Below are 12,668 nucleotides of genomic sequence, written 5' to 3' on the forward strand. Positions count from 1 at the left end.
GGTGGTGAAGGGGGGGAGTTTGTTGGTGGGGGTTTACAGGGGTGTGACAGCTGGTCTGGTCTGGTCTTGGTCAGGTGCTGTTTTTTGTCCCTGCCGGGGGGTTGTTTTTCGAGGCCGGGTTTCGGCCCGGCGGCCGACCTCCTTTTCTTTGATTCGTCAAAGAAAAGGAGGCAAAAGAAAGACGACCCGAATGTCCGCGACCCCTTCGCTTCGCTGCGGGGCAACCTGCGTCGGGCCACCTGCGGGGTTCGCTGCGGAACTCGCTGCGTTCACTGCGTGAACTCCGCTCAGACAACCGCAGCGAGTCAGATCACGAAGCAGTCCTGTCCTTCGGCAGGACTGCAACCCCGCAGGCGGCCCGACGCAGGCGCTGACATACGGGAGTTGTTGCGGGCCTTCGCTGCGCTCGGCCTGGTTTCTTGATACGCGCCGTTAAACTTGCGGCGAGCCGAAAGGCTTGGTGTGTCGTAACACCAGCACGTAGAGGTTGCAGCACCCACCTAGAGCGGGGCCTTTGTTTCATACAGGAACCAAGTTATGCACCCTCTCATCGCCGCTCAGGCGACCTCTCCCCAACCACCCCTTCTGCCCACCTGGCGGCAGGCCATGCACGCCTCGCTGGGCCTGGTGCAGAGCACGCTGCAGCAGTTGATCGAACTGATGGTCGATGATCCCGACAGGGACGACAGCGAAGTCGATGTGGACTGCGCCGTGGAGCTGGCGCTGGAGCACATCAAGCGCATGAGTGACCAGCAGCATGCGGACCGCTATGCCTTCGAGGTGGAGTGGATCAAGGCAACGGCGGCGCTGCGGCTGGCGCAGGGCGCCTTCGGGCGGCCTCAGTCACGCTTCGGCCTGCGGCTCAAGGACGCCATCCAGCAGCTGGAGATGCTGCCGGAGCTGGTGGAGTTCGTGGACCAGGACGACGGCGAGTGAACTGTGCGGCGCGCCCGTATCTCTGTGAGAAACTGGCCCGCCGAACACCCCCTTGCCTTCACCCATGGAACTGCGCCAGCTGCGCTACTTTGTCGATATCGCCAAGACCGAGCACCTGACGACATCGGCCAGAAACCTCTATGTCACGCAGTCCACGCTCTCGCATGGGCTGCGCCAGCTGGAAGAGGAGCTGGGCATGGCGCTGTTCGAGCGCATTGGCCGGGGGCTGAAGCTGTCGCAGGCGGGCGTGGTGTTCCGCAACTATGCGGAGCGTGCGCTGCATGAGGTGGAGGCCGGGCGCATGGCGCTGGCCGACCTCAGCGAGCTGCAGACCGGCACGCTGACCATCGGCGTGATTCCCACCTTCCTCAACACCCTGGTCGCCCCGGCCGTGGCGGCTTTCATGCGTGCCTATCCCAAGGTCAACGTGGTGGTGATCGAGCTGCTGGCCCCGCCCGTGGAGCAGGGATTGCTGGACGGCAGCCTGGACCTGGGCGTGAGCTTTCACCCGCCCCAGCGCGCCGAGCTGGACGCGCTGCCGCTGTTCGACGAACGCATGATGCTGCTGGTCAACCCATCGCATCCGCTGGCCGGGCGCCGCACGCTGTCCGTCAAGTCGCTGACCGGCGTGCCCCTGGCCCTGCTGCCGCGCACGTTCTACACGCGCAGCCTGATCGAGGACGGGCTGCGCACCGCAGGCGTCACGCCCTTGCTGCGCGCGGAAATGGGCTCGGTGGAATCGCTGATCGCGCTGTGCCGCTGGGGCGACATGGCCACCATCGTCCCCGAGCGCGCCGCCCAGCAGGCCACGGACATGGTGGCCATCCACCTGGTCGCCCCCCAGCTCATCCGCACGGCAGGCCTGCTGTGGCGCCGAGGCGCCAGCTACAGTGCGGCCGCGCGCGAGTTCGCGGCGCAACTGGCCCCCGCCACAAGAACCAACATGCCCCGCTAAAAAAAACACCAGGCCGAGCGAAGCAAAGGCCCGAGCAAACTCCCCGTATGTCAGCGCCTGCGGCGTGGCGGTTGCGGGGTTGCAAGCCTGCCGAAGGACAGGCTTGCTTCGTGATCTGACTCGCCGTGATGTTTGAACGTAGCGCGCAGCGCGAAGTGAGTTTCACGGCGAACCCCGCAACCGCCACGACGCAGGTTGCCCCGCAGCGAAGCGAAGGGGTCGCGGACATCCGGGTCGCCTTTTCTTGGCCTACGTTCTTTTGGCGAAGCAAAAGAAGGTAGGTCGGCTGCCGGGCCGAAACCCGGCCTCGAAAAAACACCTCCCGGCAGGGTCAAAAACCCGCTCACTGCAAAGAAGGCCGCTGCCTCTCAGGCACCCGAGTAGTCAAAGAAGCCGGCACATAAGCCGCATCAAAACTACACCCCACCCCAAACTTGGCCTCATTAGCAGAACAGGCCGTAGCAATCCCCGCCGCAGTCGGCTTCACCCCCGCCTCCACCCACTGCATCAACGCAGTCATCAACGTGGGATAGGTCGCATCGCTGATATAGCTGTGCGTCCCCTGCCGCGTAAAGGTCTGCACCAGCCGGTCCCCGCTGCCGCCCTGCTGCATCACCGAACGAAACCGCGCATCCAGCTCCACGAAGGCCGTAGGGTCGCTGATCCACTTGGCAGAGAGGACCGGCACGCCAATCCTGCCCACAGGGTCGGTGTCATCGGCGAACTTGCGGTAGGCCGCAGGGTCGGCGCGGTAGCGCAGCACGCTGGCATTGAGTGCGGCATCGTCGGCCGAGCCCGCATAGACCGCACCCTCGTTGCCGAAGGGGCTGGCGCCGCCCGTGCGCTTGGCCGAGATGTCCTGGAAGTGCATGGTGCCCCAGTTCATGTGCGACTGGATGGCGCTTTCGGGGATCTTGATGACCTTGGTGATGGTGTCGATCTTCGCCTGCTGCGCGGCCGTGCGCTGGGCGGCGGGCTTGTCCAGCGCCAGGCATTCGTTCACGCGCAGGGCCACGTCGGCCTGGCGCATCTTGGCGTCTGCGGGCAGGCCCAGGTTGAGCGCGTACTGCGGCTCACTGGGGCGCGGGTGGTTGGCGCACAGGTACTGGTAGACCACGCGCAGATCGGTGCGGAAGTCATAGGCATGGGTGCCGCCGCCCAGCACGCCGCTGGTCAGCAGCACGCCGTCATAGGGGCGTTCGCCCACGGTCTGCTCGTTGAACATTTCCGCGCCCTTGGCCGCCACGCCCGCACCCCAGGACTGGCCGTGCAGGATGGTGCGCTGCGGCTTGGCCACATGCTGGCGGAAGATGCCGCGCAGGCGCTCGGTGTCCTCGGCGGCGGCGCGCACTTCCACGCCGCCCTGGCGGTAGGTGGAGCCAGCCCAGGCGTAGCCTGCGCGCACCATGATGGACCAGCGCACCAGGTCTTCGGCCGCACGGTCGGCGGTGGGCGCGGCCAGGTCCGGGCCGCCGTGGGCGTGCAGCACGAGGGTGCCGTTCCACTGCGCGGGCTTGGCGATCAGGTAGTAGGCGCCCTTGGAGTCCTGCCCGGTCCAGCAGCTGATGCCTGCAGGAATCTCGGCGGGGCAGGCCGTGCTCTTGGGCGCGGTCTCGATGGAGGTGACCGGCCCGTGCAGCACGGCCGAGCCGCCGCCGCAGCCGGCCAGGGCGAGCGCGGCCAGCAGCGAGGCGCTGGCGGGACGCAGGGGGAAATACGCGGATGCTTGCATGTCTTGTCTCCTGTCTTGGCTTCTTGTTGGAAGTCACCTGCCGCGCCGCGGCAAGCGGTCGCATCGGTGACTGGATCGGATTCTGTAGAGGCTTGTCCAATATTTCAAAGATTTTTAGGATATCGGCTGGATACTTTTCACATATATGGAACTGCGCCATCTCCGTTACTTCCTGGCCGTGGCCGATACCGGCCACATCACGCGCGCGGCCGAGCTGCTGGGCATGCAGCAGCCGCCGCTGTCGCAGCAGATCCGCGCGCTGGAGGAGGAGCTGGGCATTGCCCTGTTCCGGCGCCACCCCAAGGGCGTGGACCTGACCGACGCGGGCCTGGAGCTGCAGGGCGAGGCCACGCGGCTGCTGGCCGACTTCACCGCCATGCGCGACCGCATGCAGGCCTTTGCGCGCGGCGAGCGCGGGCGCATCCATGTGGGCTTCACCAGCTCGGCGGCGGCCCATGCCTTCACGCCCGAGGTGCTGCGCCTGTGCCGTGGCCGCCATCCCGACATTGCGCTGGATGTGAGCGAGAACAATGCCGCCGAGATCACCGAGGCCGTGCAGGCCGGGCGCATGCACTGCGGCTTTCTGCGCGTACCGGTGGCCCGGCCCGAAGGCCTGGTGTTCGAGACGCTGCTGCAGGAGCCCGCGCTGCTGGCCATTCCCGTGGACCATCGCCTGGCGCGCGATGCATCGAAGCCCGTGGCGCTCAGGCAGCTCGATGGCGAGCGCCTGATCCTTGTGCGGCGCACGGGCGCGCCGGGGCTGTATGCGAACCTGCTGGCGCTGTGCGCCCGGCACAAGGTACAGGTGGAGGTGGCCGCCGAGGTGGAACGCATGATGACCAATGTGAACCTGGTGGCGGCGGGCGTGGGCCTGTCCATCGTGCCGGCCTCGGTGCGCGGCGCCCATCCCGAGGCCGTGGTCTACCGCGCCTTCGAGCCCGCCGTGCGGCTGAGCGCCCCGCTCACCCTGGTGCACCGCGAGGCCGGCACGGAAACCGGCGGTGCAGGACCCGCGGCCACCTTCATCGCCCTGGCGCGCGAGCTGGCGCAGCGCCACCAGGCGCCGGGCGGCTGAGGCATGCGGGCACCGCAAGGCACCGATACCGGCCGGCGCGCCCTGCTGGCGGCGGCTGCCTGCGCGCTGGCCTGGCCCGCCCAGGCATTGCCGGCCCGGCCCGCCTGGCCGGGCGCCAGCGTGCGGATCGTGGTGGCCTACCCCGCAGGCGGTGTCAGCGACATGGTGGCCCGCGCCCTGGCCGAGCAACTGGCGCAGCAATGGGGCACGGCCGTGATCGTGGACAACCGCCCCGGCGCCAGCGGCACCGTGGCGCTGGAGCTGCTGGCGCGCAGCGCGCCAGACGGCCGCACCCTGGTCTTTGCCGCCGCCACCGCCGTGGGCCTGGCCGCAGCCTCCGTGACGCCCGTGGCCGGCGTGATGCGCACGCCCATGCTGCTGGTGGGCACGCCGGCGCTGAAGGCCGCAGATTTCGAGGGCATGCTGGCCGAGGCGCGCGGCATGCCCGGCGGCATACGCTGGGCCACCACGGGCGAGGGCACGACGGGCCACGCCGTGCTGCAGCGCATAGCGCAGGCCACGCGCATTCCCATCGTGCATGTGCCCTACAAGGGCGGGGGCCAGCAGCTCAACGATGCGCTGGCCGGGCATTTCGAGCTGCTGTCCACCAATGTGGCGCCGCTGCAGCTGCAGGCGCTGCGCGCGGGCCGCCTCAAGGCCCTGGCCGTGGGCGCGCCGCAGCGGCTGGCAGCCCTGCCCGATGTGCCCACGCTGGCGCAGCTGGGCCATGCGCAGGCCAACCTGGATTCGCTGTTCGGCCTGTTCGCGCCGACGCAGATGGCGCCAGCGCTGGCCCAGCGCATCAATGCTGCGGTGGCCCAGGCGCTGCGCGCGCCGGCCATCCGCAGCCGGCTGGAGGCGGCCAGCAACCAGCCGTTCGAGGGTTCGGCCGCAGAGTTCGCGCAGCAGGTGATGCGCGAGGCCGGGCGCTGACCGCCCTGCATCGCTCCCCCGCACCACGCCCTGCACCACGCCCTGCACCACGCCGGACGGGCTCAGCGCGCGTACTTCTTCGCCCCGGCCACGCAGACCACGGCGGCCATGGTGACCAGCACCATGCCCCAGCTCACCTGCTCGTGCAGCAGCAGGGCCGCCAGGCCCAGGCCCATGAAGGGCTGCAGCAGCTGGATCTGGCCCACGGCCGCAATGCCGCCCTGCGCCAGGCCCCGGTACCAGAACACAAAGCCGATGAGCATGCTGAACAGCGAGACATAGGCCAGGCCCAGCCATGCAGGCCGGCCCACATCGGCCAGCGATGCCGGCATGCTGAGCAGGGCGGCCGGCAGCATGACGGGCAGGGCCAGCACCAGCGACCAGCTGATGACCTGCCAGCCGCCCAGCGTGCGGGACAGGCGCGCGCCCTCGGCATAGCCCAGGCCGCAGACGATGATGGCGGCCAGCATGAGCAGATCGCCGCGCAGCGAGCCCCCGGCCCCGCCCACGGCCGCATAGCCGGCCACGAAGGCCGCGCCCGCCAGCGAGAACAGCCAGAACGCCGGGCGCGGGCGTTCGCCGCCGCGCAGCACGGCGAACACGGCCGTGGACAGGGGCAGCAGGCCCACGAAGACGATGGAATGCGCCGAGGTGACGTACTGCAGCGCCAGCGCGGTCAGCAGCGGAAAGCCCACCACGCCGCCCAGCGCGCTCAGCGCCAGCGAAGGCATGTCGGCACGCGCGGGCCGGGGCTGGCGCAGCGCCAGCAGCATGGCCAGGGCCAGCAATGCCGCGATGCTGGCGCGCGCACAGGTCAGGAAGGTGGGGTTCAGGTCGGCGACCGCCACGCGGGTGGCCGGCAGCGATCCCGCAAAGATCGCCACGCCGATGAATCCGTTGATCCACCCGCTGCTTGTCTTGTCCATCAAAAAGCTCCTTGGTTTGCAGCAGGCAGTGGGCCATTGCACGGCCGGATCTTCCATAGACAGTCCAATACAATTCAAAAGAACTGTTATGCACAAAAATCCACTACAGAAGAGAGAACAGCCATGCGCAGCGGCACACGCATCCAGGCGGTGATGGAAGAGATCCAGTCGCGCATCGCCGCGCGCACCTATCTGCCCGGCACGCGCCTGCCCTCGGTGCGCGCGCAGGCGCAGGCCATGCAGGTGTCGGTGTCCACGGTGGTGGAGGCCTATGAGCGGCTGGCGGCCGAGGGGGTGATCGCCTCGCGCCCGGGCTCGGGCTTTTATGTGGCGGGGCCGGTGGCGCCGCTGGCGCTGGGCGGTATCGGGCCGCGCGTGGACAGGCAGGTCGACCCCCTGTGGCTGGCCCGCCAGTCGCTGCAGGCAGATGCCCACGCGCTCAAGCCGGGCTGCGGCTGGCTGCCGCCTTCATGGCTGTACGAGGAAGGCGTGCGCCGCGCGCTGCGCTCCCTGGCGCGCTCGGGCACGCTGGAGCTGACGGAGTACGCAACGCCGCTGGGCCACCCGGCACTGCGCCGCCTGCTGGCGCGGCGCATGGCCGCCATGGGGCTGGAGACTTCGCCCGAGCAGATCCTGCTGACGGAGTCTGGCACGCACTCCATCGACCTGGTCTGCCGTTTCCTGCTGGAGCCCGGCGATACGGTACTGATCGACGACCCCTGCTATTTCAATTTCCATGCGCTGCTCAAGGCGCACCGCGTGCAGGCCGTGAGCGTGCCCTACACGCCGCAGGGGCCCGACGTGGCCCGGTTCGCCGACGCGCTGCAGGCCCATTCGCCACGCCTGTACATCACCAATTCGGCCATCCACAACCCGACGGGCGCCACGCTGTCGCCACTGGTGGCGCACCGCATCCTGAAGCTGGCCGACAGCTCGGACCTGGTGATCGTGGAGGACGACATCTTCTGCGACCTGGAGACCCATGCGGCGCCCCGGCTGGCGGCCTTCGACGGCCTGTCGCGCGTGATCCAGATCGGCAGCTTCTCCAAGACGGTGTCGGCCTCGCTGCGCTGCGGCTTCATCGCGGCGCGGCCCGACTGGACGCAGGACCTGGCGGACCTGAAGATCGCCACCAACTTCGGCGGCGGGCGCATGGCCGCCGACATCGTGCTGCGCACGCTGACCGACAGCGGCTACCGCAGGCACATGGAGTCCGTGCGGCTGCGGCTGGCGCAGGAGATGGAACGCACGGCCGCGCGGCTGCAGGCCCTGGGCATGAAGCCCTGGCTGGTGCCGCAGGCAGGCATGTTCCTGTGGTGCCAGTTGCCCGGGGGCATGGATGCCACGGCGCTTGCGCGCACCTGCCTGGAAGATGGCGTGGTGCTGGCGCCCGGCAATGCCTTCAGCCAGTCGCAGAGCGCAGGCGATTTCCTGCGCTTCAATGTGGCGCAGTGCTCGGATGCGCGGATCTTCGAGGTGCTGGCGCGGGCGCTGAAGGGCTAGGCCGTTTCAGCCTGCAGCAGGCCGCGCACCCGCGCCTGCACGTGTTCCAGGGACGGCGGCAGGTCGAACAGCACGCGGTAGACGATGGGTGCGGCCAGCGCGTCGATCAGGGTGTCCGCAGCGGGCATCGCCTCGCCACGCCGCGCTGCGCGCTCGCCGATCTGCGCCAGTTGCCCGCGCAGGATTTCCACGCAGGCGCAGGGCGTGTGCTCGTTGCCCGCTGCGGCGGCCATGTCGCGCAGCATGGTGCGGCCCAGCGGCGAGGCCGATTCCTCCAGGAACTGCTCGGCCCAGGCCAGCAGGTCGCCCTCCAGCGTGCCCGTGTCCAGCGGCGGCGCCGTGGGCCGGATGATTTCCACGGCCACATCGGCCAGCAGCTGCTGTATGTCGCCCCAGCGCCGGTAGAGGGTGGACGGCGTCACGCCCGCCTGGGCGGCGATGAGCGGAAAGCTCAATTCCTCTCGCGGCATGGTTTCCAGCAGGCCCTTGACGGTCTGGTAGACCGTGGCCTGGATGCGCGCGCTGCGTCCGCCGGGACGGGCGGGACCGCCTGTTTTGGAAAGGGATGGGACTTGCGTGCTCATGGTTATTAAAGCTAAAAATTTGCGTTAGCAGCGCACAAGCGCAGAATTCGCTAACGCAAAAACTTTGCATTAATTGTGCAGCAGGGCTCTTAACCATGTCGGTACTGCAACCATCCAACTCCACTCCCGCTGCCCGGCCCGGCCGCAGCCTGGCCGTCCTGGCCTTCGGCCTGGGCAGCTTCTTCGCGGCCTCCAGCGCGCCCACGCCGCTGTACCGGCTCTACCAGCATGACTGGGGCTTTTCCTCCGGCATGCTGACTCTGGTCTTCGCGGTCTATGCGCTGAGCCTGCTGCTGGCCCTGCTCACCACGGGCGCGCTGTCGGACCACCTGGGCCGCAAGCCCGTGATCCTGGCGGCGCTGGTGCTGGAGATCGTCTCGCTGGCGGTGTTCGCCCGCGCGGGCGACGTGCAGGCCCTGGTGCTGGCGCGCGTGCTGCAAGGCTTTGCCACCGGCATGGCCAGTGCGGCCATGGGCGCGGCGCTGCTGGACCTGCACCGCGAGCGCGGCACGCTGGTGAGCACCATGGCACCCATGGTCGGCATGGCGGCGGGCATTGTCGTGGCGGGCGAGTTCGCGCAGCTGTGGCGCCAGCAGCTGGGCCTGGTGTTCTGGCTCATGGCGCTGATCTTCGTGGCCGTGGCCGCCGCCATGGCCGTGCTGCCCGAGACGGGCGCGCGCCGCCCCGGCGCACTGGCCGCCATGCGCCCGCGCGTGCGGATTCCGGGCCAGGCCCGGGCCGACTTCATGCGCGTGCTGCCCATGAGCATCACGGTGTGGGCGCTGGGGGGCTTTTACCTGTCGCTGGGCCCGTCGATGATCCGCTCGGTCACGGGCTCGGAGATCGCCGCCAGCTTTGCCGTGTGCATCAACACGCTGAGCGCCGCCGCCGCCATCTGGACGCTGCGCAGCCGCGCGCCGCGTGCCATGCTGCAGTTCGGCGGCAGCGGCCTGCTGGCCGGGGTGGCCCTGCTGCTGGTCGGCGCCCATCTGCAAAGCCTGCCCCTGGTGCTGGGCGCCTCGGTGGTGGCGGGCGCGGGCTTCGGCGTGGGCTTCCAGGGCGCGCTGCGCAGCGTGATCCCGCTGGCCGAGCCGCACGAGCGCGGCGCCCTGATCTCGGCCATCTACATCGCCAGCTACCTGGCGTTCAGCGTGCCGGCCATCGCGGCGGGCATGGCCGCCGCGCGCTTCGGCCTGTTGCCGGTCACCTATGCCTACGGCCTGATGCTGATGCTGTTCGCGGGCCTGGCGCTGGCGGGGACGCGCCAGCCCAGGCCGGTGGTGGTGTCCTGAGGCATTGATTGAAAAATAAAACCATAGCAATCCAGCCTTATTCCACCTGGTGATCAACGGGAAATAACGGAGAAAATCTCAGCGGCGGCGCAAAAAAAGTCCAGCCGAACTTGCAGGATGGGCAGGGCTTGTTCGGCATACGGGGAGTCACACCACTTTTCCCAGCCCCATGCCCCGCACCCTCCCCCACCAGCCCCAGGACGGCCTTGCAGCCGCACGGGGCTGGCCTGCGTCCATGGGGATGGCTGGGGTGGCAGCGGTGCTGGGGGTGGCGATGCTGGTTGCCACGGCAGCGGACTGCGTCCATGCGGCGCCGTCCGCCCAGGCCGCCCAGGCCGCCCAAGCCGGCCAGCGCAGCTTTTCGATTGCGGCCGGCCCGCTCACGCATGTGATCGCGCAATACGCCAACCAGGCTGGCGTTGCGCTGTCGTTTGATGCCGCGCAGCTGGGCCGGCTGCAGTCCCCGGGGCTGCAGGGCAGCTATGGCGTGGAAGACGGTTTTGCCAGGCTGCTGCAGGGCACGGCGCTGCAGGCGGTGCGCGAGTCCAGCGGCGTCTATACGCTGCGGCCACTGCCAGCGGCGGCCTCGGGCACGGGCGGGCAGACGCTGGGCACGGTCACGGTCCGGGCCACGGCGCCGGCCAGTGCCACGACCGAGGCATCGGACAGCTACGCGGCCAGCCTGGTCACGGGCTACAAGGGGCTGCAATCGGTGCGCGATATTCCGCAGCCCGTGACCGTGCTCACGCGCCAGTGGCTGGACGAGCAGGCCCTGCCCGACCTGCATTCCGTGCTGCAGCACACGCCGGGCGTGACGGTGGAGTACATCGACAGCGAGCGCATCGCCTATTACTCGCGCGGCTACCAGATCGATTCGCTGCAGGTGGACGGGCTCAATGTGAACCAGGTGGCCTCGGCCTCCACCTTCATCCAGCCCGATACGGCCATGCTGGACCGCGTGGAGGTGCTGCGCGGCGCCACGGGCCTGCTGCGTGGCGCGGGCTCGCCCTCGGCCATGGTGAACATGGTGCGCAAGCGGCCCACGGCGCAATGGCAGGGCTCGGCCGCGCTGACGCTGGGTTCCTGGGACCGCCAGCGCATGGAGGCCGACCTGTCCGGCCCGCTGAACGCAGCCGGCACGCTGCGCGGCCGGCTGGTGGCGCTGGCGGACGACAAGGCATCGTTCCAGACCGCGCGCAAGGAAAAGCGCCTGGGCCTGTACGGCGTGCTGGAGGCGGACCTGGGGCCGCGCACCACGCTCACCGCCGGCCTGCAGCACACGGACCTGCAGGCCACGGGCTCCTGGGGCGGCCTGCCTGCCGCCGCCGACGGCAGCCAGCTCGGCCTGCCGCGCAGCACCTACCTGGGCACGCCCTGGAATACCTGGAACCGCCACAACCAGCAGGCCTTTGCCGAGCTGGAGCACCGGCTGGACAGCGGCTGGCAACTGAAGGCCCAGGCGGCGCACACGCGCTTTCGGTCGGACGGGTTCAAGCAGACCTCGTTTTCCAGGGCCAGCGACAGCAATCCCTATCTGTTCGACGTGAGCACCTCCATCTATGGCGGCGACGGCAGCACGCAGAACGCGCTGAGCCTGCTGGCCAGCGGCCCCTTCGAGGCCCTGGGCCGCAGGCACGAGCTGTCGCTGGGCGCCGACCTGCAGCGCATCCGCAGCACGGGCGCCACGGGCTACTGGGGCGTGAGCCCGCTGCGCAATGTGGACATCCGCGGCTGGAATCCGTACACCAGCTATCCCGAGCCGTTCTACAGCGAGGGCAACGGCAACGCCTATTCATCGCCCGTGTCCCACATCCACCAGTACGGCGGATTCGCGCGGGCCCGGCTGTCGCTGACCGACTCGCTCACCGCCATTGCCGGCGCGCGCCTGAGCTGGTGGAGCTATCTCGAACCCGGCAATGCCCAAAGCGGCTACAGCGTGCGCCGCGAGCTGACGCCCTATGCGGGCCTGGTGCATGCGCTGTCGGACACGCTCGACGCCTATGCCAGCTACAGCGAGATCTTCAGCCCCCAGGACAAGAAGGCCGCCGATGGCAGCATCCTGGCGCCCGCCCGGGGCGAGGACCTGGAGGCCGGGCTCAAGGGCAGTTTCATGGACGGCCGGCTGCAGGCCAGCGTGTCGTTGTTCCGCATCCAGCGCGTGGGCAGCGCCATGCAGGACACGGCATCGGCCATGCCCTGCCTGCCGTACTACCCGACCAGCCACTGCTTCATGGCCGGCGGCAAGAGCCGCAGCCAGGGCTGGGAGCTGGAGCTGTCCGGCGAGCCCGCGCCAGGCTGGCAGGTGCTGGCCGGCTACACCTACACCCAGGCCAGGTACCTGCGCGACGCCTCCGAGGCCAACGTGGGCCAGCCGCTGCGGCCCGTGGACCCGCGCCATGCGCTGCGCCTGTTTGCCAGCCACCGCTTCAAGGGGCCCTTGCAGGGATGGACCGCAGGCGCCGGCGTGCGGCTGCAAAGCGATGCCTACGCCAGCGTGGGCGATGTCACCACCCGCCAGGGTGGCTATGCGCTTTTTGACGCGCTGCTGGCCTACCGCCTGGACGACACCTACTCGCTGCAGCTGAACGTGAGCAACCTGCTGGACAAGCGCTACTACGCCAAGTTCTCGCCCAACAGCACCTACTTCAACAACTACTACGGCGATCCGCGCAACGTCACGGTGTCGCTGCGCGCGCGCTTCTAGGGCCACGGCCGGCCTGCCCTCCCCTCCC

Annotated in this window: 10 protein-coding genes; 7 read left to right on the forward strand and 3 right to left on the reverse strand. The window is 69.2% G+C overall.

What is annotated here, in order from left to right; genetic code table 11:
• The first annotated feature begins 537 nt into the window (after positions 1 to 537).
• Both IAE24_RS07470 and IAE24_RS07475 read left to right on the forward strand, forming a co-directional pair.
• Positions 538 to 936, forward strand: a complete 399-nt coding sequence (locus IAE24_RS07470) for a hypothetical protein (protein ID WP_199962525.1) — start codon at positions 538 to 540, stop codon at positions 934 to 936.
• A gap of 64 nt (positions 937 to 1,000) precedes the next feature.
• Positions 1,001 to 1,891, forward strand: coding sequence for a LysR substrate-binding domain-containing protein (locus IAE24_RS07475; RefSeq protein WP_013803865.1), 891 nt, complete (start codon positions 1,001 to 1,003; stop codon positions 1,889 to 1,891).
• A 343-nt stretch (positions 1,892 to 2,234) separates the two neighbouring features.
• Here the strand turns inward: IAE24_RS07475 and IAE24_RS07480 are convergent, their stop codons facing one another.
• On the reverse strand, positions 2,235 to 3,623 hold the full coding sequence (locus IAE24_RS07480; RefSeq protein ID WP_199962526.1) for a hypothetical protein: 1,389 nt from the start codon (positions 3,621 to 3,623) through the stop codon (positions 2,235 to 2,237).
• Positions 3,624 to 3,768: 145 nt separating this feature from the next.
• Between IAE24_RS07480 and IAE24_RS07485 the strand changes: the two genes are divergently transcribed.
• Positions 3,769 to 4,698, forward strand: coding sequence for a LysR family transcriptional regulator (locus IAE24_RS07485; RefSeq protein WP_013803867.1), 930 nt, complete (start codon positions 3,769 to 3,771; stop codon positions 4,696 to 4,698).
• Positions 4,699 to 4,701: 3 nt separating this feature from the next.
• On the forward strand, positions 4,702 to 5,631 hold the full coding sequence (locus tag IAE24_RS07490; protein ID WP_199962527.1) for a tripartite tricarboxylate transporter substrate binding protein: 930 nt from the start codon (positions 4,702 to 4,704) through the stop codon (positions 5,629 to 5,631).
• A gap of 62 nt (positions 5,632 to 5,693) precedes the next feature.
• Here the strand turns inward: IAE24_RS07490 and IAE24_RS07495 are convergent, their stop codons facing one another.
• A complete protein-coding gene (locus tag IAE24_RS07495) occupies positions 5,694 to 6,557 on the reverse strand; it encodes a DMT family transporter (protein ID WP_199962528.1) in 864 nt (287 codons plus the stop codon).
• 123 nt (positions 6,558 to 6,680) lie between these two features.
• Here IAE24_RS07495 and IAE24_RS07500 point away from each other — a divergent pair, with 123 nt between their 5' ends.
• The gene (locus IAE24_RS07500; protein ID WP_071954537.1) at positions 6,681 to 8,060 is read left to right on the forward strand and encodes an aminotransferase-like domain-containing protein; all 1,380 of its coding nucleotides are present in this window, start codon (positions 6,681 to 6,683) and stop codon (positions 8,058 to 8,060) included.
• Here the strand turns inward: IAE24_RS07500 and IAE24_RS07505 are convergent.
• On the reverse strand, positions 8,057 to 8,644 hold the full coding sequence (locus IAE24_RS07505) for a TetR/AcrR family transcriptional regulator (RefSeq protein WP_012203814.1): 588 nt from the start codon (positions 8,642 to 8,644) through the stop codon (positions 8,057 to 8,059). The genes IAE24_RS07500 and IAE24_RS07505 overlap by 4 nt on opposite strands.
• A 95-nt stretch (positions 8,645 to 8,739) precedes the next feature.
• Here IAE24_RS07505 and IAE24_RS07510 point away from each other — a divergent pair, with 95 nt between their 5' ends.
• Both IAE24_RS07510 and IAE24_RS07515 read left to right on the forward strand, forming a co-directional pair.
• Positions 8,740 to 9,936 (forward strand): MFS transporter, encoded by a 1,197-nt coding sequence (locus IAE24_RS07510; protein ID WP_043825292.1) that lies wholly within the window; start codon positions 8,740 to 8,742, stop codon positions 9,934 to 9,936.
• Positions 9,937 to 10,105: 169 nt separating this feature from the next.
• Positions 10,106 to 12,640 carry a TonB-dependent siderophore receptor gene (locus tag IAE24_RS07515; protein ID WP_200016361.1) on the forward strand — a complete coding sequence of 845 codons (2,535 nt, stop codon included), beginning with the start codon at positions 10,106 to 10,108 and terminating at the stop codon, positions 12,638 to 12,640.
• The last annotated feature ends 28 nt before the right edge of the window (positions 12,641 to 12,668 follow it).

It is taken from the genome of Delftia sp. S65, assembly GCF_016516495.1.
Taxonomy (GTDB): Bacteria; Pseudomonadota; Gammaproteobacteria; order Burkholderiales; family Burkholderiaceae_C; genus Comamonas; species Comamonas acidovorans.